The 21,812-nt window shown below is 70.4% G+C and carries 16 protein-coding genes; 5 read left to right on the forward strand and 11 right to left on the reverse strand.

The window, feature by feature from the left end; translation table 11 throughout:
• Nucleotides 1–57: 57 nt before the first annotated feature.
• Entirely contained in the window at nucleotides 58–705 is a 648-nt protein-coding gene (locus AC068B_RS14670; RefSeq protein ID WP_478671757.1) for a CoA transferase subunit B, read from the reverse strand.
• On the reverse strand, nucleotides 705–1,460 hold the full coding sequence (locus AC068B_RS14675; protein WP_478671759.1) for a CoA transferase subunit A: 756 nt from the start codon (nucleotides 1,458–1,460) through the stop codon (nucleotides 705–707). Before AC068B_RS14675 ends, AC068B_RS14670 begins: the two co-directional genes overlap by 1 nt.
• A 160-nt stretch (nucleotides 1,461–1,620) precedes the next feature.
• On the opposite strand from AC068B_RS14675, the gene AC068B_RS14680 reads away from it, so the two are divergent.
• Complete coding sequence (locus tag AC068B_RS14680; protein WP_478671761.1) at nucleotides 1,621–2,103, forward strand: MarR family winged helix-turn-helix transcriptional regulator; 483 nt, start codon at nucleotides 1,621–1,623, stop codon at nucleotides 2,101–2,103.
• 6 nt (nucleotides 2,104–2,109) lie between these two features.
• Here AC068B_RS14680 and AC068B_RS14685 read toward each other — a convergent pair whose 3' ends face one another.
• From AC068B_RS14685 to AC068B_RS14700, 4 genes are all read right to left on the reverse strand, one after another.
• Entirely contained in the window at nucleotides 2,110–3,045 is a 936-nt protein-coding gene (locus AC068B_RS14685; protein ID WP_478671762.1) for a DUF3048 domain-containing protein, read from the reverse strand.
• An 82-nt stretch (nucleotides 3,046–3,127) separates the two neighbouring features.
• Entirely contained in the window at nucleotides 3,128–4,930 is a 1,803-nt protein-coding gene (locus tag AC068B_RS14690) for a hydroxysqualene dehydroxylase (protein WP_478671764.1), read from the reverse strand.
• A gap of 217 nt (nucleotides 4,931–5,147) precedes the next feature.
• Nucleotides 5,148–6,218: an ATP-dependent DNA ligase gene (locus AC068B_RS14695; protein WP_478671766.1), complete on the reverse strand. Its 1,071-nt coding sequence runs from the start codon at nucleotides 6,216–6,218 to the stop codon at nucleotides 5,148–5,150.
• Nucleotides 6,219–6,318: 100 nt separating this feature from the next.
• Entirely contained in the window at nucleotides 6,319–6,852 is a 534-nt protein-coding gene (locus AC068B_RS14700; RefSeq protein ID WP_478671767.1) for a GNAT family N-acetyltransferase, read from the reverse strand.
• A gap of 577 nt (nucleotides 6,853–7,429) precedes the next feature.
• Here AC068B_RS14700 and ligD point away from each other — a divergent pair.
• The gene (gene ligD / locus AC068B_RS14705) at nucleotides 7,430–8,461 is read left to right on the forward strand and encodes a non-homologous end-joining DNA ligase (RefSeq protein ID WP_478671768.1); all 1,032 of its coding nucleotides are present in this window, start codon (nucleotides 7,430–7,432) and stop codon (nucleotides 8,459–8,461) included.
• 107 nt (nucleotides 8,462–8,568) lie between these two features.
• Here ligD and AC068B_RS14710 read toward each other — a convergent pair whose 3' ends face one another.
• Nucleotides 8,569–10,797 carry an OmpL47-type beta-barrel domain-containing protein gene (locus AC068B_RS14710; protein ID WP_478671769.1) on the reverse strand — a complete coding sequence of 743 codons (2,229 nt, stop codon included), beginning with the start codon at nucleotides 10,795–10,797 and terminating at the stop codon, nucleotides 8,569–8,571.
• Nucleotides 10,797–13,322 (reverse strand): ThuA domain-containing protein, encoded by a 2,526-nt coding sequence (locus AC068B_RS14715; RefSeq protein ID WP_478671770.1) that lies wholly within the window; start codon nucleotides 13,320–13,322, stop codon nucleotides 10,797–10,799. The genes AC068B_RS14710 and AC068B_RS14715 overlap by 1 nt, the downstream gene beginning before the upstream one ends.
• A gap of 223 nt (nucleotides 13,323–13,545) precedes the next feature.
• Here AC068B_RS14715 and AC068B_RS14720 point away from each other — a divergent pair, with 223 nt between their 5' ends.
• On the forward strand, nucleotides 13,546–14,607 hold the full coding sequence (locus tag AC068B_RS14720) for a multicopper oxidase domain-containing protein (protein ID WP_478672085.1): 1,062 nt from the start codon (nucleotides 13,546–13,548) through the stop codon (nucleotides 14,605–14,607).
• A gap of 37 nt (nucleotides 14,608–14,644) precedes the next feature.
• Here AC068B_RS14720 and AC068B_RS14725 read toward each other — a convergent pair whose 3' ends face one another.
• Both AC068B_RS14725 and AC068B_RS14730 read right to left on the reverse strand, forming a co-directional pair.
• Nucleotides 14,645–15,646, reverse strand: a complete 1,002-nt coding sequence (locus tag AC068B_RS14725; protein ID WP_478671771.1) for an abortive infection protein — start codon at nucleotides 15,644–15,646, stop codon at nucleotides 14,645–14,647.
• Between the two features lie 23 nt (nucleotides 15,647–15,669).
• Nucleotides 15,670–17,148, reverse strand: coding sequence for a HEAT repeat domain-containing protein (locus tag AC068B_RS14730; protein ID WP_478671772.1), 1,479 nt, complete (start codon nucleotides 17,146–17,148; stop codon nucleotides 15,670–15,672).
• A 187-nt stretch (nucleotides 17,149–17,335) separates the two neighbouring features.
• On the opposite strand from AC068B_RS14730, the gene AC068B_RS14735 reads away from it, so the two are divergent.
• Nucleotides 17,336–19,396, forward strand: a complete 2,061-nt coding sequence (locus AC068B_RS14735; protein WP_478671773.1) for a restriction endonuclease — start codon at nucleotides 17,336–17,338, stop codon at nucleotides 19,394–19,396.
• A 94-nt stretch (nucleotides 19,397–19,490) separates the two neighbouring features.
• A complete protein-coding gene (locus tag AC068B_RS14740) occupies nucleotides 19,491–20,525 on the forward strand; it encodes a LacI family DNA-binding transcriptional regulator (RefSeq protein ID WP_478671774.1) in 1,035 nt (344 codons plus the stop codon).
• Nucleotides 20,526–20,544: 19 nt separating this feature from the next.
• Here the strand turns inward: AC068B_RS14740 and AC068B_RS14745 are convergent, their stop codons facing one another.
• The gene (locus AC068B_RS14745; RefSeq protein WP_478671775.1) at nucleotides 20,545–21,783 is read right to left on the reverse strand and encodes a glycoside hydrolase family 64 protein; all 1,239 of its coding nucleotides are present in this window, start codon (nucleotides 21,781–21,783) and stop codon (nucleotides 20,545–20,547) included.
• Nucleotides 21,784–21,812: the final 29 nt, after the last annotated feature.

A 21,812-nucleotide genomic window follows, 5' to 3' on the forward strand; every position in this document is an offset into this window, starting at 1 on the left:
GCTCCGTACGAGGTAGTGGCGGTGTCAGAGAAGCGCGATGTCACCGACGGCGCGCGCTCACGACGGAAAGCCGTCCGGGACGTGCACCTCGGCCGCCGTCTTCGAGGCGATCTCCTCGACGGTGACGCCCGGCGCCGCCTCGACCAGCTCTAGACCGGGCCCCGTCACCTCCAGGACCCCGAGGTCGGTGACGATCCGGTCGACGCAGCCCATGCCGGTCAGCGGCAGCGCGCACTCGTCGAGGATCTTCGCCGAGCCGTCCTTCGCGGTGTGCGTCATGACGACGATGACGGTGCGGGCGCCGTGCACGAGATCCATCGCCCCGCCGATCCCGGTGATCATCTTGCCGGGTACCGCCCAGTTGGCGAGGTCCCCGCGCGCGGAGACCTGCATCGCGCCCAGCACGGCGACGTCGATGTGGCCCCCGCGGATCATCCCGAAGGAGAGCGCCGAGTCGAAGAAGGAGGCGCCGGGCAGCACGGTCACGGTCTCCTTGCCCGCGTTGATCAGATCGGGGTCGACCTGCGCCTCGGTGGGGTAGGGGCCCACGCCGAGGATGCCGTTCTCCGACTCCAGGACCACTTCCACGCCCGGCGGCAGATGGTTGGGGATCAGCGTGGGCAGACCGATGCCGAGGTTCACGTACTGGCCGTCGCGGAGTTCGCGCGCGGCGCGAGCGGCCATCTCCTCCCGGGTCCAGGCCATCAGCCGCGCACCGTCCGCCGCTCGATCCGCTTCTCCGCCGCCTGCTCGGAGGTGAGCGCCACCACCCGGTGGACGAAGATCCCCGGCAGGTGCACCGCGTCCGGGTCGATGTCGCCCGGCTCCACCAGCTCCTCGACCTCCGCGACGGTCACGCGTCCGGCCATCGCGGCGAGCGGGTTGAAGTTGCGGGCGGACCTGCTGAAGACGAGGTTGCCGTGCCGGTCGCCCTTGGCGGCGCGCACCAGCGCGTAGTCGGTACGGATGCCGCGCTCCAGGACGTACGGGATGCCGTCGAACTCCCGCACCTCCTTGGCCGGGGAGGCGAGCGCGACCCCGCCGTGCCCGTCGTGGCGCAGGGGGAGCCCGCCGTCGGCGACCTGGGTGCCCACTCCGGCCGGGGTGTAGAACGCGGGGATGCCCGCGCCGCCCGCCCGCAGCCGCTCGGCGAGCGTGCCCTGCGGGATCATCTCGACCTCCAGCTCGCCGCTGAGGTACTGCCGCGCGAACTCCTTGTTGGAGCCGATGTAGGAGCCGGTCACGCGGGCGATCCGGCCCGCGGCCAGGAGCACGGCGAGGCCCGATTCCATCGCCCCGCAGTTGTTGGACACGACGCGCAGGTCCGACGCGCCGGACGCGTGCAGTGCGCGGATCAGCTCGTTCGGCACGCCGCTCAGCCCGAATCCGCCGACCGCGACCGACGCACCGTCACGGACGTCGGCCACCGCGTCGGCAGCCGTGGCCACCACCTTGTCCATCCGCGCGGCCTCCCCTTTCACATCCCTCATTGATCAGGGCACTGACTATTCCGGCGAGGATAGGTTGATGACAACTACCTTGCAAGAGGTGGCTAGTTGAGAGGGGTGGGGAGATATCGTTCAGTGCACCGACGGAAACTGATCTGAAGGGAGCGAACCCATGCGGGCCGTGGATCTCGCCACCCACCCCGGGCACCTCGCCCGACGGCTGCAACAGGCGCATCACCTCCTGTGGAACACGATGGTGTCCGAGGAGATCACCTCGCCGCAGTACGCCGTCCTCAACGCCCTCGTCGCCGAACCGGGCCTCGACCAGCGCACGGTGGGGGAGCGGGTGGGCCTCGACCGGTCCACCATCGCCGAGGTCGTCGCCCGGCTGATCCGCCGGGAGCTGCTGGCCAAGGTGCGCGACCCGCGGGACGGCCGCCGCTGCCTGCTGCGCGTCACCGACGAGGGCCTGCGCACGCACGCCAGGCTGACCGTGCGGACCGCCCGGATGAACCAGGTGCTCCTCGCCCCGCTCTCCGCCGAGGAGCAGTCCGTCTTCCTCGACCTGATCCAGCGGGTCGCGGACGCGGCGGAGCAGCTGCGTGACCCCCTGGCACCGGCCGCGGCACCGTCCGCGGGGCCCGGCGCGGACTGACGGCGCTCAAGCCTTCGCGTACACGACCCACACCTGCCCCTTCGCGAACGGCAGTTGACGGCCGTCGGCCGTCGTGAACTCCGTGCCGCTCTCGGCCGACGGGCGCTTCCACCGCGCCTTGTAGGCGCGCCCGTCCCGCAAGACGCTCGCGGAACCCTGGCCGACCGTCTCGGTGAACGGTGAGACGCTGCCCGAGCGGTCGTGGAAGCGCGACGGCCGCACCTTCACGTACTGCACGACGACCGTCGAGGCGCTCAGCTCCTTGCCGCCGGACGTCCGCGCCCGCTCGCCGTCCATCGCGATGCGCCAACGTCCCTCGTACTCAACCCAGTTGAAGGTGAAGCGTGCGGCGGGGAAGCGGACCGTCCGCGTGGTCTGCGGTGTGCCGCCCGCTGGGCGCGGGCCGAACCGGAATCCGGCGTCGGCCAAGGCGCCCGCACGCGGATTCACCTTCAGGGCGTCCGGGCGTACGAGGAGATTGTGCGGCGCGGGCTTCCCGCCGCCCCGGTAGTAGGCGCCCGCGGGTGCCTTGCCGGGCGGCAGCGCCCGCAGGGGCGCGTCGGCGATCAGCGGCAGGAGCTTGGACTGCGCTCCGGAGAACGCGAGCGCGGGGCGGTCGAACTGCCGCAGCAGTTCGAGATCCGTCTCGCGCGCGCTGCGCACCGGGCCGACGACGGGCGGCAGGCGGGATGCGAAGACCGCCATCAACCGGCTGAGCCCCGCCTCCACCTGCTCGACATAGACGACGTCCGCGGCGTCCAGACCGGTCTGCGGCCGGGCCGGGCCGACGTTGTCGACCTTCACGGCGAGCACGTCGCCGCCCTTTCCCGCCGACGGACTCTTGCCGTCGGCGGGCTCGATCGTGCAGCCGGACACCAGGGCGGCGAGCACGAGCGCCACCGCCGCCCCGGTCCCGGTCCGTGTACGCGTCCGCCGTCTCATGCGGAAGTCCTACCCCGAACGCGGCCGGAACCGCATCCCCTCACAGGGCGAAACGCTCCCTACGTTGTTCTGCGGGAGATGGTCAGCCCAGATCGAGGGCGTTGCGCAGCCCCAGCCGGTAGCGGGTGCGGTCGTGGCGCTTGAGGGCCTCGACCTCGGGGACGCGGTACAGCGGCGTCACCGTGCACGGCGCGTGCTCCGAACCCACCTGCTTGAGCAGGGCGTTGACGGCCTGGCGGGCCGACGCGTTGGCGCCCTCCATCGTCGCGAGGTCGATGTCCACGGAGATGTAGTCGCCCGAAAGGAAGAGGTTCGGGATCTTCGTGGCGGCCGACGGGCGGTTGTGGAAGGTGCCCACGGGGTGGATCAGGAGTTGGTCCTCGTTGGTGGGGTTCGGCGTGCCGAGCCCGTCGACGCCCGGGTCGAGGAACCACGAGTGCAGCTTGCTGTCGCTGAGCACCGTCCTGCCGGTGTCGTTGAGGGCGGCCTTGAGCTGCGCCCACACCTCCTTGGCGACCTCCTCGCGGGTGCACTGCTTGGCCGTCTTGCCGTACAGGATCCCCGGCTTGTCCCATTCGGAGATGTCCACCGACAGGCACTCGACGGCGACGCCGTCGCCGTAGTCGGCAGGGAAGTCCCGCTCGGGCCAGTGTCCCGCCTGGGCGATGCCGGTCAGGGACCAGGGTGAGTCGATGAGGTTGAAGTGGCCCTTCACCACGGGCGGGCGCTCCGTCAGATAGAACTGGATGCCCGTCATCCAGTCCGTCTCCAGCTTGTCGCACCGCGCCAGCTGCGGGTCGGCCGCCTTCATCGCGGCGCTCCACGTGCGGCGCGCGTGCTCCACCGGCATGGCCTGGACGTAGTGGTCGGCGGTGATGTCACGGCGTGTGCCGTCGGGGTCCTCGACGACGGTCTTGGTGATGCGCCCGTCGCCGAACGCCAGCTCGCGCACGGTCCAGCCGATGCGGAACTCCACGTCGAGCGACTTGAGGTGGGTGACCCACGGGTCGATCCACGCCTCGTTGGTCGGCGCGTTCAGGATGCGGTCGGGCGGGCCGTCCGCGCCCTGGCCGAGCGCGTTGAGGACGAAGGCCTCGCCGAGCGTGCCGACGGTGCGGGTGCTGGCCTCCTCGGCCTTGGTCGCCACGATGTTGCGGGTCACACCGATGACGAGGATGCGCTGGTAGTCCTCGGACATCCGCTCGGCGCGGGTGAACTCCCACCAGGGCGTCGACTCCCAGTCGTCGTCCCGGCGTTCGTCGCAGCTGGTGAAGAAGACGAGGGCGCGGTTCACGAAGTACGCGGCCTCGTGGGCCGGGAGGTTGGACGCGGTGTCGACCAGGGCGGTGAGCGCCCGTCGGATGTCGTCCAGGGTGAGCTTCTCCGGATCGTGGCCCGGCCACGGGATCGGCAGCCGGATGTCCTCGCGGCCGGTGCGCGCGAACGACATCTCGCGGGGTGCGATCAGGTTGTCCCACACGCCGTTCGCGTTCCCGGGGAAGGGGATGCGGCGCATCGTGTCCGGGAGGTTGTGGTAAATGCCGGGGATGAAGCGGAAGCCGTGCTCGCCGGGCAGCGGCTTGCGGTTGCCCTTCGCGCTGTTCGGCACGTCCATGCTGCGGGCCTTGCCGCCCAGCGCCCTGCGTTCGTAGACGGTGACCGCGAAGCCGCGCTCCGCCAGCTCGTGGGCCGCGGTGAGCCCGGCGACACCGCCGCCGAGGACCGCCACGGACGGCTTGCCCCGCGGCGTGTCCGCGGCTCCCGGCGCGGCTGCCGCAGCAGGCAGTGTCCCTGCTCCCACTCCCAGCGCGGCCGCCCCGCCGACCGCCGCGGCCCCCGCGACGAACCCCCGCCGCGTGCTTCCCTCGGCACGACTGTGCCCCATGCCCCGCCCCCCCTTACCGTCGGTAACTGACGTGTCAGGCGCAGGAGCATACGGTCACGTTCGGAGGGGCGGAAGATGCGTGGGAGCGGAATCGAACATTGGCGTGATCGGTGTGGTGTGTGACGTGACGGTGAGGCCCCGCCCGTCAGCCCGTCAGCCCGTCAGCCCGTCAGCCCGTCAGCCCGTCTGCCCGTCTGCCCGTCTGCCCGTCTGCCCGTCAGCCCGTCGAGCCCAGTACGTCGTCGAGGGCGTGCCGCACCGGCTGCTCCAGCTGTGCGTACGTGCAGCTCTCCGGGGCCCGGTCGGCGCGCCACCTGCGGAAGGCGGCCGTGTGGCGGAAGCGCCGCCCGTTCTCCATGTGGTCGTACGCCACCTCGCAGACCCGCTCCGGGCGCAGCGGCACCCAGGACAGGTCCTTCTTGCCCGACCAGCGGCTCGGGGCGCCGGGCATGCGGGCCGTCTCGTGCGCCGCCTCGTCTGCCCAGGATGCCCACGGATGGCCCGCCGCGGACTCCATCCGCAGCGGTTCAAGCTCCTCGACGAGTTCGGCGCGGCGCTTCATCGAGAACGCCGCGCACACGCCCACGTGCTGCAGGGCGCCCCCGTCGTCGTACAGCCCGAGCAGCAGCGAACCGACGATGGGACCGCTCTTGTGGAAGCGGTAGCCCGCGACCACGCAGTCCGCAGTGCGCTCATGCTTGATCTTGAACATGAGGCGTTCGTTCTGGCGGTAGCGCAGGTCGAGCGGCTTGGCGATGACGCCGTCGAGGCCCGCCCCCTCGAACTGCTCGAACCACACCTGCGCCACGTCGGGGTCCGTGGTCGCAGGCGCCAGATGAACGGGCGCGGTGACGCCCGACAGCGCCTTCACCAGCAGGGCGCGGCGGTCGGCCAGCGGTGCGTCGAGCAGCGCCTCGTCCGCGAGGGCGAGGATGTCGAACGCCACGAACGAGGCGGGCGTGCGCTCGGCGAGCGTCGCCACGCGGGACGCGGCGGGGTGGATGCGCTCCGTGAGCGCGTCGAAGTCGAGGCGGCCCTCCTTGGCGATCACGATCTCGCCGTCCAGCACGCACCGCTCCGGCAGCCGCTCGCGCAGAGCGGCCACCAGCTCGGGGAAGTAGCGGGTGAGGGGCTTGCCGGTGCGGCTGCCGAGCTCGACCTCGTCGCCGTCACGGAAGACGATGGCACGGAACCCGTCCCACTTCGCCTCGTACTGCATACCCGGCGGGATCTTCTTCACGGGTTTGGCGAGCATGGGCTTCACGGGCGGCATCACCGGCAGATCCATGGTTCAAATCTATGCGGGGTGCACTCGGTCCGCCTGTTCAGCGCGGGCCCGGAAAGGCCAGGTCAGCGACGCCCCGGACAGTGCCGAGGCGGTTCTCGGTTCAGGCCTCGTACTCGGTGAGGTCGATGGAGTGGACTTGCAGCGGGTGGCCGGAGACCGGGTGGGTGGTCTCGCGGTCCGGGACCATGCCAAGCTTTCGTACGACGTTGGCCGAGGCCTCGTTGCCGATCCGGTCGATGCTGATGACGCGGTCGAGGCCGCGGTCCTGGAGGGCGAACTCAAGGGTGGCCTGCGCGGCTTCCGAGGCGTAGCCCTGGCCCCAGAACTGGGAGCCGAGCCGCCAGCCGATCGCGATGTCGGGCAGGACCTCGGGCAGGAACTCGGGAACGTAAAGGCCGGTGAAGCCCGCGAGCTCGCCGGAGGCGAGGAGCTCGACGGCGAAGAGCCCGAAGCCCTCGTCGTCCCACTCCTCCTCCCAGCGCTTGATGGCCTCCGCGGTGTCGTCCAGGTCATGCACGGGACCGCCCTCGACCCACTGCATGACGCGCGGGTCCGCGTTGATCTCCGCCATGGGCGCGAGGTCGTCGTCGTGCCAGCGACGCAGAATGAGGCGGGGGGTGCGGATCTCGGTCATGGCCCCCATCCTGCCGAAGGCGGGACCACCTGCGAAATCGGGCCCCGTCCTGTCAGCCACTGCACCACCTCGACGGCCCGGTAGGCGCCGCCGCCCGGGCTCAGGTCCGCCGGGAAATCCAGGTCCTGGCCCAGGGTGACGACCGGTGGTTCGTCGCGTCCGGAGGGGTGGCGCTGGCCGAGCCCGACCGTGGCCAGCAGCCCGTTGCACAGGCAGAGGCGGCCCTCGGTGTCGGCGGCCGAGCCGCCCTTGCGAGGGAAGGCGGCCTCCGGTTCGGCGGGGCAGCGGTAGCCGATCGGACGGGTTCGCCCTCCGCGTCGAGCCGCAGGGCGCCTCGGGGTGGAGCGCTGTGGCCGCCCGCGCCGTGGGTCTCGATCACGAATCCCTCAGGTGTCGTGGCTCCGTCGCGGGCCAGGTACGCGGCCAGGAGCGGCAGCGACGCGATGGCGAGGACGTTTGCCGGAGGCCACCCGCCGGAAGACCCCACAGGTGGTGACCAAAGACCTCCTGGCGGTGGCTCTAGGACCCCCGGGGGCCCGATGTGCGGAGAATGACGGAGGCGCCTAGCGTGGCTCGCATGGGTGCAGCGAAGGGCAGGAGCGCAGCCGTGGAGATCGACACGGGGGAGCGGACGGTGCGCCTCTCCAGCCCGGACCGGGTGGTCTTCCCCGAGCGCGGCTTCACCAAGCTCGACGTCGCCGAGTACTTCGTGGCCGTCGGCCCCGGCATCCTCCGCGCGCTCCGCGACCGCCCCACCACCCTGCAGCGCTATCCGGAAGGGGCGGCGGGCGAGTTCTTCTACCAGAAGCGCGTCCCGAAGAACCACCCCGACTGGATCCCCACCGCCACCATCGCCTTCCCCAGTGGCCGCACCGCCGACGAGATGTGCCCCACCGAGGTGGCCGCCGCCATCTGGGCGGCCCAGTACAACACCCTCACCTTCCACCCCTGGCCGGTGCGCGGCGACGACCTCGACCACCCCGACGAACTCCGCATCGACCTCGACCCGCAGCCCGGCACCGACTACGCGGACGCGGTCCGGGCCGCCCATGAACTCCGCGCGGTGCTCGACGAGTTCGGCGGCCTCGAAGGATGGCCCAAGACGTCGGGCGGCCGCGGGCTGCACGTCTTCGTGCCCATCGAGCCGCGCTGGACCTTCACCCAGGTGCGCAGGGCGGCGATCGCGGTCGGGCGGGAGCTCGCGCGGCGGATGCCGGACGCGGTCACGACGGCGTGGTGGAAGGAGGAGCGGGGGGAGCGGATCTTCGTGGACTACAACCAGACGGCCAGGGACCGCACGATCGCCTCCGCCTACTCCCTCCGTGCCCGCCCGCACGCCCCGGTCTCCGCGCCCCTGCGGTGGGACGAGGTCGAGGACGCCCGCCCCGAGGACTTCGACCTCGCCACCATGCCGGGACGCTTCGCCGAGGTCGGCGACCTCCACGCGGGCATGGACGGCCAGGCCCACTCGCTCGACGCGCTCCTGGCCCTGGCGGACAAGGACGAGCGGGACCACGGCTTGGGCGACCTGCCGTATCCCCCGGAGTACCCGAAGATGCCGGGGGAGCCGAAGCGGGTGCAGCCGAGCCGGGCGAAGCACGAGGAGTGAGCGGCGGGCCCGGCCCGCAGGGGTCCCGAAGTGCCCCGTGCACGTAGCGGCGCCCCCACCCCGGGCGGGGCGGGGGCGCCGAAGAGGAACACGGCAGAAGCTGGGGCCTACAGCTCCTTGATCCTGATGTCCCGGTACGAGATCACATCCGTGACCCCGTGCACCTGCACCCCGACGTAGCCGGACGAGTAACGCCGTCCGTCCGTGCCCGGGTCGTCGCCGCGCGGCGGCGTGAACTCCTGGCCGCCCGTGTTGTCGAACTCGTTGATCAGGACGCCGTTGCGGTAGATCGAGTAGTGCTGGTCCACCACCTTGATCTCGTAGTCGTTCCACGTGCCCTTCGGGGTGACGCCCGCACCGGCGAGACCCACCCGGTCGAAGCCGTAGATCGAACCGGTCTTGTACATGTCGCCGTCAGGCCGGTCCAGTGCCTGGATCTCGTGGCCGTACTTGATGGCGACCCACTCCGGACGTGACTCCTCCGGGTGGTCGTGGACCTGCGGGAAGCGGACGAAGACGCCGCCGTTGGCGTTGCCGTTGCCCGGCGCGTCGTCCCGCCACTGGAGCTTCAGCGAGAAGTCGCCGTACTTGCGCTGCGGGAACCACAGCATGCCCATGCCCTCGACGGTGGTGCTGCTGGTGATCGAACCGTCCGCGTTCAGGCCGAACTTGCCGCCCCCGACCTGCTCCCACTTGTTCAGGGACGCCTGGGTGCCGTCGAAGAGCTTGCGGTAGCCCTCCGTCTGGCCGGGCTTGCCGATGCCGGACTGCTTGGCGGCGCGATTGATCTTGTTGTACTCGCGCTGGTCGATCTCACCCGCCTTCAGGAGCTTGTCCGTGACGCTCTTGACGTGCTTCAGGAAGAGCGCCTGCGAGGTCCACTCCTTCTCGTCCTCGATCATCTCGCCCACGCGGCAGCGGTTGTTCGTGACGCGGTTCGGGATGCCCGTGTCGACCGTGCCCACGAACACCGTCAACCGCTCGTCGAACTCGGGGCAGTTGGGGGCAGGAACGCCGCCGCCCTCGGCCACCGTGAAGGAGGCGGTCTTCGCCGCGGACGCGTTGCCCGCCTTGTCGCTCGCCCGGTACGCCACCGTGTGGCGCCCCGCGCGGTCGACGACGACCGGCGCCCCGTACGCGAGGTAGGGCCCGCCGTCCAGGGAGTACTCGACCTTGTCGACGCCCGAGTCGGCGTCGGTGGCGGTCACCGTCACCTTCGCCTTCCCGACGTAGGCGCCGTCCGAGTTCTTGTCGCCCTCGACCTTCGCCGACGTCTCCGGCGGCGTCTTGTCCTCCACGGGTGGCGCGACGACGGTGAACTCGACGCTCTTCTCGGCGGCCTGGTTGCCCGCCTTGTCGGAGGCGCGGTAGCGGACCTTGTGGGCGCCCGCCTCGTGGACCATGACCGGCGCGGTGTACGCGGTCCAGGCGCCGTCACCGATCGCGTACTCGATCTTGTTGACGCCGGAGCCGGTGTCGGACGCGGTCACCGTGACCGTCGCCATCCCGACGTACTGCCCCTGGTCGTTCTTCTCGCCGCTCACCGTGGCCGACGTCTCCGGCGGCGTCTTGTCGTCCGTCGGCGGCGCGACGACCTTGAAGTCGGCGGCCTTCTCCGCGGACGCGTTGCCCGCCTTGTCGGTGGCCCGGTAGCGGATCTTGTGGGTGCCGACCTGGTCGACGACGACGGGCGCGGTGTACGGCTGCCAGGCGCCGTCCGCCCCCACCGCGTACTCGATCTTGTCGACGCCCGAACCCTCGTCCATCGCCGTCACGGCCACGGTCGCCGAACCGACGTACGCGCCATCGGCGTTGGTGGTCCCCTCGACCTTCGCCGAGGCCTCCGGCGCCTTGGTGTCCTCGCCGCCGCCCTCGGTCACGACCAGGATGCCCTGCATCGAACCGTGGCCCGGGATGGTGCAGTGGTAGCGGTAGCGGCCCGGGGTGAGCGTCACCTCGGCGGTGTGCTTGCCGCCCTTGTCGTCATTGGGGTTGGCGAGGATGTTCAGCGCGACGTCGTTGTTGTACTCCGGGTCGGAGGTGTCGAACGTCAGCGTGTGCGGCATGCCGGTCGTGTTGCCGGTCGCCTCGCTGTTCTCGAAGACGATCGTCGTCGGGCCCGCCACCGCCGTGGTGGGCGCCGACTTGTACTTGGTGATGTCGTTGTCGGCGGTCCAGTTGAGCGTCTGCGCCTGCGCGGAGAGCCCGGAGTTGTCGGTGCGGGCCGTCGCCGCCGTCGACGTCAGGCCGAGCACCATCAGGAGCGCGGCGAACAGCGCTGTGTACAGTCTTCGTTTCCGTATGGTCCCGATCGTGCGAGAGCTGGGGGAACGCATCACTCCGCCTTCCTGGCCAGGTCGTCGGCGGCCGGTGTCGCCGCCCCGCCCTTGTACGTCACGCGCCACAGCGCGGACTTGGGGTCCGAGGTGAAGAAGCCGCGGCCGTAGTCGAGGACGTACAGCGAGCCGTCCGGCGCGAACTTCCAGTCCATGAGGTTCTTGATGCCGTCGTTGCCGATCGGAATGATCTTCTTCAGCGATTCGGCGTGGACGGGCAGGCCGCCGTTGCCGACCGTCTTCGGATCCGTCACCACCGCGTGCCGCGGCTGGTCGGAGTCGTAGAAGTCACCGACGAACCACTTGCCGTCCCAGTAGGAGGGCCACTTGTCGGCGCTCGCGTTCGCCGCGTCGAAGCGGTAGACCGGGCCGTTCATCGTGGCCTGGCCGCCGCCCTTGAGCCACGGCAGGAGGATCTTCTGCTCCGCCGTCTTGTAGCTCGGCACGCCCTTCGCGTCGCGCGGGTAGTCGACGCCGCCGCCCTGCGGCGAGTACCAGATGTTGTTCGGCTCGGCAGGCGGGATGTTCACCAGGCCGTCGTTGTTGGGCGACTCGTTCTTGAGGTTCTTGCAGTCGTACCAGCCGAGCGGCTTCGTCGGGTCCGGCAGATTGCGGTCGCGGTAGGGCTGGTTGTTGCCCATGCAGTACGGCCAGCCGCGGTTGGAGGCATGGGTGATCGCCGCGAACGTGTCGTACTTGGCGGGCCCCCACGTCGTCGACGGCGCGCCCGCGTCCGGGCCGACCCAGCCCGCGTACAGCGTGTCCGTCTTCTTGTCGATGGAGATGCGCGCCGGGTTCCTGACGCCCATCACATAGATCTCACCGCGCGTCTTGCCGCCGCCCTCGTCCGGCTCCTTGCCAGTGAAGAGGTTGCCCTGCGGGAGCGTGTACGTCCCGTCGGCCTCCGGGTGGATGCGCAGGATCTTGCCGTTGAGGTTGTTGGTGTTACCGGCGGTGCGGCGCGCGTCGGCGAAGGAGACGCCCTTGAAGTTCGGCTGCGGGTTGTTGCCCGAGTAGCCGTCGGTGAACCCCGAGGAGTTGTTGTCACCGGTCGCGATGTAGAGGTTGCCCTTGGAGTCCCAGGCCATCCCGCCGCCCGCGTGACAGCAGCTGTGGATCTGCACCGGCCACTTCAGGAGCACCTTCTCGCTGCCCATGTCCAGCTTGTCCGTGCTGCGGTCGAGCGTGAACCGGGAGACGTAGCGCTCGGCCATGTGCGTCTCGCGGTTGATCTTCGAGTGGGGCGTGTAGTGCAGATACACCCACCCGTTCTGCTCGAACTTCGGGTCGAGCTCTATGCCGAGGAGCCCCTCCTCGACCTTGATGAGCTCGTCGCCGCCGCCCTTGTTGCCGAAGACGGTCAGCGCGCCCGCGAGCGTCGACTTCTTGGTCTTGGGGTCGTAGACGTGGATCTCGCCCGTGCCCTTGCCGACGTCCGGCTTGTTCCAGTCGGTGACGACCGGCTGCGAGGAGTCGGCGCCGCCGCGGCCGATGTAGAAGACCTTGCCGTCGGGTGCGGTGACCAGCCCGTGCGGCTCGCCGATCTGGTCGTTCTTGCCCGGCTGGTTGGGCTGGGTGAGCCGCTCCGCCTTGTAGTTGGAGTTGATCGTCGCCTGGCAGTCGGCCCGCGCGATGCGGGTGGTCCACAGCAGGGCGCCCCGCAGATGGCTGCGGAAGTCCGCTTCGTCGTACGAAGCCGCCGTTCCGCCCATCCCCGTGTAGAAGGAGCGGCCGCCGTCGTAGTCCCGGCACCAGGACACGGGGTGGTCCCAGCCGTTCTTGCCCGCGCCAGGCTGATACGTGGACTCGCGCACCCTGGCGACCGTGTGGACGTCGCCCGAGGGGTTCTTCGCCCAGTTCAGCCACCGGTCGGGGCGCTTCCACTGGAGGGGCAGGTCCTTGGTCGCCGGGTTCTCGCGGTCGCCCACCTCGACGGTGGCGCGCTGCACGTCCGCCGGGCTCGCGTCGGCGGGACGGGCGCCGATCAGGCCGGTGAACCAGTTCGAGTACGGCTCGGCGCGGGCCGCGTCATGGATGCCGAGGAAGCCGCCTCCGGCCTCCATGTAGGCCTCCAGGCCCGCCTCCTGCTCGGGGTCGAGGACGTCACCGCCGCCGGTGAGGAAGGCCACGGCGTTGAACTTGCCGAGCTTGCGCTCGTCGGTGAAGACGGACGCGTCATCCGTCGCCACGATCTTGAACCGCTGGGCCGCGGGGCCCGTCTGCCCGATCTTCTCGATGGCCTCGATACCGGCGTTGACGACGGGGGACTCGTCGCCGCCCGCCGCCGAGCCGTGGAAGACCAGGACCTTGACGTTGGCCCCGCCGGGCGGCGAGGGCAGGGACATCGTTGTCAACGGCGGTTCGGGGAACGGCCGCGCGGAAGCGGCCTGCGCGGAGAGCGCCCCGGTGACCAGGGCGCCGGACAGCAGCGCGGCCGCCCAGGCCCGGCGCTTGCGGTCCGGTCTGCGTCGATTTCTGCTCAACCCTCGTACGGTCAAGGGCCTTTGATGCGGTGTGCGCCGCATGAGTACACCCACCCCTCGTCGGTCACAGCAACAGCGCCGACGAAGCTAGACCTCTTTTCGCGCGGCGCCAATAGGTATCACCGCGATAGCACCAACTTTGTCCTGCGTGTGGATAAACAAAGATCCGGCCGATACCGTGTGGCCGTCTCGGGGGCCTCCTGCGCCCCGTCAGTCTCCGTACCGCAGTGGGGAGTTCGTCATGGACCGACTGAACCGACGGGATCTGGACAGGCGCAGCTTCAACCGTCGGATGCTCGTCGGCGGCGCGGCAGCGGCGGCCGGGGTGACATCGTTGTCGGTGGCGAGTGCGCCCGACGCGAGCACGGCCGAGGCGCCGCCGAAGACCGCGCCCGCGGGCGGCGAGGTCAAGCGCATCAAGATGTACGCGGAGAAACTCGCGGACGGGCAGATGGGGTACGGCCTGGAGAAGGGCAAGGCATCCATACCCGGCCCGCTCATCGAGCTGAACGAGGGCGACACCCTGCACATCGAGTTCGAGAACACGATGGACGTGGACGCCAGCCTGCATGTGCACGGCATGGACTACGAGATCTCCAGCGACGGCACGAGACACACCAGGAGCCACGTCGAGCCGGGCGGCAAGCGCACGTACACCTGGCGCACGCACGCGCCGGGCCGCCGCAAGGACGGCACCTGGCGCCCCGGCACCGCGGGCTACTGGCACTACCACGACCACGTCGTCGGCACCGATCACGGCACCGGCGGTGTGCGAAAGGGCCTCTACGGCGCGTTGATCGTGCGGCGCAAGGGCGATCTGCTGCCGGACAAGACGTTCACCATCGTGTTCAACGACATGACGATCAACAACAAGGCGGGCCACGACACCCCCGCCTTCGAGGCCACCGTGGGTGACCGCGTCGAGTTCGTCTCGATCACCCACGGCGAGTACTACCACACGTTCCACGTGCACGGTCATCGCTGGGCGGACAACCGCACGGGCCTGCTCACAGGACCCGACGACCCGAGCCAGATCCTCGACGACAAGATCACGGGCCCCGGCGACTCCTTCGGCTTCCAGGTCATCGCGGGCGAGGGTGTGGGGGCCGGGGCGTGGATGTACCACTGCCACGTGCAGAGCCACTCCGACATGGGAATGGCGGGGCTGTTCCTGGTGAAGAAGGCGGACGGGACGATTCCGGACTATGAGCCGCACCATGCGGCGGCGCCGAAGTCGAAGTCGTCATCGGAATCGTCCTCGAAGCCGTCGGCGCAGTCGAAGCCCTCGTCGAGCGATGCCGCCTCCGGGGAGCACGCCCACCACTAGATGGTCCGTTCCGAGGGGGCGGCGCGCAGCCGCGGGCTCAGTGGGAGCCGTAGAACCTGGCCAGTTCGTGGAACGCGGCCTTCGGCTCCCACCCGTCCCCGACCGCCTTGACCACACCGAAGCTGGCCATGTCCAAGTCGTGGCGCGGGTCGGCCGAGTGGGGCTTCGGCGCGATGAACTCGAAGACGTACGCCCCGTGGACCTTCTCGGCCGCGAAGAGCTCCAACTGCTGTGCCAGGTAGTCCGCCTGCACCTGCTCGTTGCGGGTGAACGAGCCCGCAAGCCTGGGGGGATCGGCCGACCAGTCGACGATGCCGTAACCGGCCGGGCCCATCGCGGCGGCGCCGTCGAAGGAGCAGCAGCCGAACTCGGTGATCACGACGGGCTTGCCGTGCCGGTGGAATCGCCGGAGGCCCTCGGCGTAGTCGGTGTCGTTGTAGGCCATGCGGTAGTAGTTCAGCCCCACGAGGTCGAAGCCGTCCCAGTCCACGTCCTCCCACAGACCCGCTCCGTACGTCAGTTCGCCGCCGAAGCGTGCCCGTGCCACCTCACGAGCGCGTCCGAGCAGGTCGTTCAGCTGCTCGTTGAACTCCGGGAAACGCGGCCACCACTGGGGGTCGGCCAGCTTGGCGGACCGGTCGGCGTGTGTGTCGCCGGGGATGATCCCCGAGCCGAAGACCGTCAGCTCGCAGCCGAGGGTGAGGGCGACCCTGCCGTACCGCTGCCGCAACTCCTCGGCGGCAGCGGCGGCCGCCGCGAGGTGCTCCAGCATCGCGTCGGGCGCCGCTTCTATGAGGCGCGGCTGCAGGCTGACGTGCAGTCCCAGGTCGAGCGCCGCGACGGCCGCCTCGGTCAGCCGCCCGATGTCGGTGCCGAAGAGGCTGACCGAGGTGCAGTTCAGATCGTTCCGGATGACCGACATGTGCTGCCGGATCAGGTCGCCGGATGCCTCTTTGCGTGACAGGCCGTTCTCGGAGTAGTTGGTGCCGGTGTCGTAGTTGATGCCCTTGTGGACCAGCCCCGGGGTGTCTTCTCGCATGCGCGGAGCTTAGACGCGGCGGCTCAGGCGCGGGCGCGGAGCCGTTCCAGCAGCCCTGACAGCAGCTCGGCACGATCGTCCGGGCCGGGATAGCCCTCCGGGTCCTCGCAGCGAGCCGCCCATCCGGTCGCCTCCAGCCGCTCCAGCCGTTCGACGAGACGCGGGCGAATGTCGTCCGGCAGGCTGAAGTCCCTTTCCATGGCGGCGAGTTCATAGGCCGACAGGAACTTCCAGTCCACGTCGGGGGAGTCGAACTCGCGCAGCAGCCGGTCGTACGCGTCCGTGGCGCCGTTCTCCAGGGCGTGCTGGAGGGCGGCGGCCCGGATCTTCGGCGAAGAGGCGTCGGCGTGCCGTTCCAGGGCGTCGGAGACCGTCCGGGAGACCGGCTCCTCGCCGCGGTCCAGCCCCACCAGGCTCTCGGCGGCTGCTCCCCGGACCTCGTCCTCGGGGTCGTCGTCCAACAGTGCCACGAGGGCGTCCACGACCCGGCCCTCCTCCGGCGTGCCGAGGGTCAGCGGTCCGAGGCCGAACGCGGCGGTGGAGCGGATGGTGGTGTCGGTGTGGCGCAGCCGGTCGAGGAAGAGGTCCACCGGCGGGTCGGGGAGGGAGGCGGCGGCGTGCAGCTGGACGTAGCAGCCGAGGAGCTGGTTGAGGACGAACGGGTCCTGCTCCCGGGCCAGCAGGTGGTCCAGGGCCTCGCGGGTCCGCCCGCGCCGCAGCAGGTCGTCCCGCATGACCTGGTGGTGCAGGGTCTCGACGCCCAGGGTGGCCCGGGCGGCGTCGGCGCTCATGCAGAGGTCCAGCGTCTCGTCGACCTGGAGGCCGTGCCGTGCGCGGTCCGTCCACGCCTCGTCGTCGGGAGAGTCGCACAGGGGGGCGATCAGTTCGAGACGCACGTCGCTGTCGGGGGCCGTGGCCAGGGCCCGCTCCAGGATCGCGCGGGTCTCGGCTCGGACGCGCTCCGCGTCCTCCGCGGGCAGCGGCTCGTTCCTGCGCACCACGAGCGACGTCAGCAGGACGGCGAAGTCGAACGCGAGCTCGCGCGTGAAGCTGCCGGGCCGTCCGGCGCCGTCGAGCCCCTCCGGGGTCCAGCCCTGGCCGCGCAGGTACGTGAGGCGGGCCCGCATGTCGTCCCGTACGTCCTCGCCGACCTCCCGCGGGGCCGGGGGCCCGCCGATCTCCTCGACGAAGCCGGTCCACGCCCGAAGGCAGCCCTCGGGGTCGTCCAGGTGCCCGGCGAAGATCCCCTCCACGCGCTGACGGACCGCGGCGTCGCGGCGCAGCGCCGCGCAGAAGCCGTCCACCACGGTCTCGTGGAAGTCGTCCGTCCACGGCTCGCGCGCCACGGCCGAGGCCAGCTCCCGAAGCGCCCACTCCAGATCGGCGGCCTCCGCGGCGTCGACCGCCGCCTTGGCCCGCACCGCCGCGTCCGGATCCCGCAGAGCAGCTCCCAGCTCCTCGTGCAGCTCGGCCTGCTTGCGTTCTCTCCGCTTCTTGAACATGGGGGCAGGGTATGCGCAGCGCGCTTCGCCTGCCGACATCCGCCTCCGCCTGCCTCCGCCTGCCTAAGCCCGCCTTCGCCGAGTGGATATGCGGCGTGGCCGTCGCTCGGTACAGTCGTTCTGTTGCGACTGGTTGTGGGGACAACCAGTTCGCGTTCGGCTGCCAATGTCCGGGGGGCTGCAGCACATGAGTCGTCGTTCTACCGGTTTCGTCGGCGTGTGGGCCGAAATGCAACGGCAGCAGCAGCGCCAGTCGGAAGCCGAAGCCAGTCGGGGGAGACAGGAGGCCCAGCAGGCACGGGCCTTTCAGCGGCGCGCCGCCCAGAGCCATCGCGAGTACCGGCAGGCGGAGGCGCAGCGGCGCACGGAGGAACTGGACGCACAAGTCGCGGCCCTGCGAGGGTTCCTCGCCGCGGGCTGTCGGGACGAACCCTTCAAGGCCTCCTCTCTCCTGCGGCCCGAGGAAGTCCAGCCCTTCGCCCCGGGGCCATTGGCCCAGCCCGTACCGCTGCCGGACCTGAATCAGTACCAGGCGCAGGGCGGATGGACCGCGAGCCGACGGGTGCAGGCGCAGGCCGAAGCGCGTGCGCGCTATGAGCGTGTCCGCGACGCCGCCCAGGCGGCGGAGGCGCACAGGCAGGAGCAGCTGGCCTCGTACCGGCGGGAGTACCAGGCGTGGGCCGACAGTCAGCTTGCGGAGGTGCGCGCGCACAACGCAGGCGTCGTCGCGGTGACCCAGGGAGTGCGGCGGCGGGATCCCGATGCGGTCGTCGAGTACTTCTCCGCCGCTTTATACGCTTCGATGGGATGGCCGGAGGGATTTCCGCGGCAGGTCGCGGCCGCCTATGACCCTGTTGCCAGTCAACTGGTGCTCGATTGGGAGCTGCCTTCCTACAGCGTTGTCCCGGTGATCAAAACGGTTCGGTACATGTACGGGACCGACCAGGACAGGGAAATCGCCCGCCCGGCAGGACAGTGCCGTGCGCTGTACCGCGAGGTGCTGGCCCAGTGCATGCTGCTGGTGCTGCACGAGCTTTTCGCCGCGGATGAGTTCGGTGCGCTCGACTCCGTGGTCCTCAACGGATTCGTCGACGGATACGACCCCACGACAGGTCGGCCGAGCCGCTTCTTCCTCGCCACCGTGATGGCGTCGCGTTCTTCGTTCCGCGAGCTGCATCTGGCACAGGTGGACGCGGGTAGTTGTCTCACCGACGGGCTGAGAGGGCAGCTCTCGGCGCGACCCGACCAATTCACCTCGGTCAGGCCGAGCCGACGCCCGCAGGATGTCGGTAACCGCGTCATCGCCCACGGTGGCGACGAGGAACCCGATCTGTACGAGATGGATCCGGTCGAATTCGAGAACCTCGTCGCCGAACTCTTCCGGGCCATGGGAATGCAGGCGGTGACGACGACGCGTTCCCACGACGGCGGTGTGGACGTCGACGCCCTCGATCCCACCCCGATCCGCGGCGGCAAGATGGTCGTTCAGGTCAAGCGCTACCGCAGGACGGTGCCGCCCACCGCCGTGCGCGACCTGTACGGGACGGTGCAGGACGCCGGGGTCAACAAGGGTGTCCTCGTGACGACGTCGGGGTTCGGCCCCGGCTCCCACACGTTCGCCAACGGGAAGCCGCTGGAACTGATCTCGGGTGCCGAGCTCGTCGATCTGCTGCATCGGCACGGTCTGCGCGGGCGGCTCGGCGAGGGGCCCCCGCATGGCGCGGCGCAGGCGGCCCCTTCGGCGCCGGACACCCGGCTGCCCGACGACTACAACGTTTTGGGCATGTCGTGGTCCGGCCGCGTCGCGCTGGACGTGTGCGCACTCGTCTGCCGCGGCAGCCGTGTCATCGGCGACGACTTCTTCGTCTTCTACAACAACCCGCAGACCCCGGACGGTTCCGTCCGCGTCGTCGCCGCCGCCGCACCCGACAAGGCCTCGGTCTGCGTCGCCTTCGACGGGCTGCCGGACGAGGCCGACCGGCTCGTGCTCGTGGCCGCCGTCGATCCCGAGACCAACCCGGACGCCGACCTCTCGGGGTTCTCGGACGCCTGCATCCGCCTGCTCGACCCCGAACTGACCGAGCTCGGAAACCTCGAGGTCTCCGACGGCCGCCCGCGCGAGACCGCGCTGGTGCTCGGTTCGTTCCGCCGCAGGTCGACCGGGGACTGGGACTTCGTGCTCGGCGGCAGGGGCTACACGGGCGGTCTGGAGGAGCTCGTGCGGGACTTCGGCATCGAGGTGGAGTAGACAGGCTGATCGAATTCGTCCGCCTTCCCCGCACACCCTTCGCCCCCGATACGGGAAGATGCCTCCTGACATCGTCAGGGAGGAGTGACCGAAGGTGACCGAGGAACCGCGCCCCACCCTGGAGGCCGTGGCCGCTCGCGCCGGGGTTTCCAGGGCCACCGTCTCGCGCGTCGTCAACGGGGACCCGGGGGTGCGGGAGGTGCTCGCCGAGAAGGTGCGGCGGGCGGTCGACGAGCTCGGCTACGTCCCCAACCGCGCCGCCCGCAGCCTGGTCACGCGGCGCCACGACGCGGTCGCCGTGGTGATCGCCGAGCCGGAGACCCGGGTCTTCGCCGACCCGTTCTTCGCGCTGCAACTGCGCGGCATCAGCCAGGAATTGACGGCGCACGACATCCAGCTGGTGCTGCTGCTCACCGAGGGGCGGGACGACCACGAGCGGGTCGGCCGCTATCTCGCGGGCGGACACGTCGACGGAGCCCTCGTCTTCTCGCTGCACCTGGACGACCCGCTGCCCGGCATCATCCGGCGCGCGGGCCTCCCGACCGTCTTCGGCGGGCGCCCCGGCTGGCCCCAGGCCGAGGAGGGCGAGCCCGGTGCGTCGTACGTGGACTGCGACAACCGGGGCGGTGCGCGCGATGCGGTGCGGCATCTGATCGGTCTCGGGCGCGGCCGTATCGCGCACATCACGGGAGCCCTCGACCAGACCTCCGCGGTCGACCGGCTCGACGGGTACCGCGAAGCGCTGGCCGACGACGTCGATCCGGGACTGATCGCCGAGGGCGACTTCACCCCGGCGGGCGGGGAGCGCGCGATGAGGGAACTCCTCGACCGGGAACCGGAGTTGGACGCCGTCTTCGCGGCCAACGACCTGACCGCGTCCGGCGCCCTCCGGGTGCTTCGGGAGCGGGGCCGGAGGGTGCCGGACGACGTGGCGGTGGTCGGCTTCGACGACATGCTTGCGGTGGCCGAGCAGACCGAGCCGCCGCTGACGACGGTCCGTCAGGACATCGAGCAGATGGGCCGGTTGATGGCCGGGATGCTGCTGCGTGGCCGGGGAGGCGCGGAGCACGCCGCCGAGCCGGCCGGTGTGGTCCTGCCGACGTCACTCGTGCGCAGGGCCTCCGCGTAACGGGTCTGGACCCTGAGGGCTAGGAACCCACGCTCACCGTGAAGCGGCGCGGATTGCCGTCGTGCGCCGCTCCCGACACGTCGGGCTGTCCGTCGGGGCGCACGTCGTCGTACGGGAACGCGTACCCGATGGGGGAGTTGGCGTGCACCACCCGTGACCAGTGGTTGGTCACCGGGTCCTGGTAGTAGTCCGCAGAGCTCGTGCCGTTCGGCTGCTCGGGGTGGGTGAGCATGATGCTTCGATTGAAGCCCGCCGCGAGCCGGGCGAGCAGGCCCTTCTTGTCGTCCGGGTCGTTCGGGTTGTTGGCGAAGGGGCCGTGGTTGCAGGTGAAGATGTCCTTCGAGGTGGGCTTGGGGAAGGCGTGGCCGCCGTTGAAGGTCAGGACGTCGCCTTGGACCCGCCCGGTGAACACGCCGCGGCCGCCCTGCAGGTCGATCTTGAGGTCCGTGCCGCGGTACTTCTCCCACACCTTGTCGATGTAGCTGTTCCACAGGTCGCGGAACGGCATCTGGTCCGGCTTGTCGAAGTACGGCGCCATGAGGTTCTGCGGCGAGATGACGCGCAGGACTTCACCGTTGTCACCGCGGATGACCAGCTTGTCCCAGGGCTGTCCGTCCTTCCCCGTCTGCGCCGCCAGGTCCGCGGCGATCTTGTCGACGGCGCCGTCGGGCAGCGGGGCGACGGTGTGCTTGTCGTCGCCCTCCAGGGTCAGACCGATGGGCAGCGCGGTCACGAGGTCGACGTAGCTGATGTTGGCGTAGAGCTGCTGCGGGTTGAAGGTGAACTCGCAGAACGACCACGTGCGGCCGTAGTTGGGGTCCTCGCGGGTCGCGAAGGCGGGCTCGACCAGGGAGGGGCCGGGGTTGAGGAAGAAGTCCAGCTTGTCGTCGCGCACGAAGTAGACGCGGGCGCCGTACATCTGGGGGAGGGTCAGCACCTTGGGGGCCGAGCCCGCGGCGCCGAGCGGGATGGCGCAGTCGACGGGCAGCGGGGTCTGGGGCGCCGAGGGCGAATCGGGGCGGTAGACGCCGCCGTCCGGCTTGAGCAGCACCCAGCGGTCGGTGCCCTGCTCGTGGCCGGTGACGTAGGCGCGCACCTGGCCGGGGAGCGAATTGTTCGCGAGGGCCAGCTCACAGGTGGCGGGCGCGGCCTTGCCGCCCGCCTGGGCGCCGGGGCTGAGCGCGCTTCCCCAGACGGGGTAGGTGAGGGCGCCCGCGGCGGCGGCCGTGGTGGTCAGGAACGTTCGACGCGATATCACGGAAAGTCTCCTGCGCGGTTGCGTGGGGG

This window comes from Streptomyces sp. NPDC042371 (assembly GCF_056437465.1).

Bases quoted from the DNA above. Each gene is read 5' to 3' on its own strand.
- AC068B_RS14670 (WP_478671757.1), bottom strand. From the start codon at position 705: ATGGCCTGGACCCGGGAGGAGATGGCCGCTCGCGCCGCGCGCGAACTC.
- AC068B_RS14675 (WP_478671759.1), bottom strand. From the start codon at position 1,460: ATGGACAAGGTGGTGGCCACGGCTGCCGACGCGGTGGCCGACGTCCGT.
- AC068B_RS14680 (WP_478671761.1), top strand. From the start codon at position 1,621: ATGCGGGCCGTGGATCTCGCCACCCACCCCGGGCACCTCGCCCGACGG.
- AC068B_RS14685 (WP_478671762.1), bottom strand. From the start codon at position 3,045: ATGAGACGGCGGACGCGTACACGGACCGGGACCGGGGCGGCGGTGGCG.
- AC068B_RS14690 (WP_478671764.1), bottom strand. From the start codon at position 4,930: ATGGGGCACAGTCGTGCCGAGGGAAGCACGCGGCGGGGGTTCGTCGCG.
- AC068B_RS14695 (WP_478671766.1), bottom strand. From the start codon at position 6,218: ATGGATCTGCCGGTGATGCCGCCCGTGAAGCCCATGCTCGCCAAACCC.
- AC068B_RS14700 (WP_478671767.1), bottom strand. From the start codon at position 6,852: ATGACCGAGATCCGCACCCCCCGCCTCATTCTGCGTCGCTGGCACGAC.
- ligD (WP_478671768.1), top strand. From the start codon at position 7,430: ATGGGTGCAGCGAAGGGCAGGAGCGCAGCCGTGGAGATCGACACGGGG.
- AC068B_RS14710 (WP_478671769.1), bottom strand. From the start codon at position 10,797: ATGCGTTCCCCCAGCTCTCGCACGATCGGGACCATACGGAAACGAAGA.
- AC068B_RS14715 (WP_478671770.1), bottom strand. From the start codon at position 13,322: ATGCGGCGCACACCGCATCAAAGGCCCTTGACCGTACGAGGGTTGAGC.
- AC068B_RS14725 (WP_478671771.1), bottom strand. From the start codon at position 15,646: ATGCGAGAAGACACCCCGGGGCTGGTCCACAAGGGCATCAACTACGAC.
- AC068B_RS14730 (WP_478671772.1), bottom strand. From the start codon at position 17,148: ATGTTCAAGAAGCGGAGAGAACGCAAGCAGGCCGAGCTGCACGAGGAG.
- AC068B_RS14735 (WP_478671773.1), top strand. From the start codon at position 17,336: ATGAGTCGTCGTTCTACCGGTTTCGTCGGCGTGTGGGCCGAAATGCAA.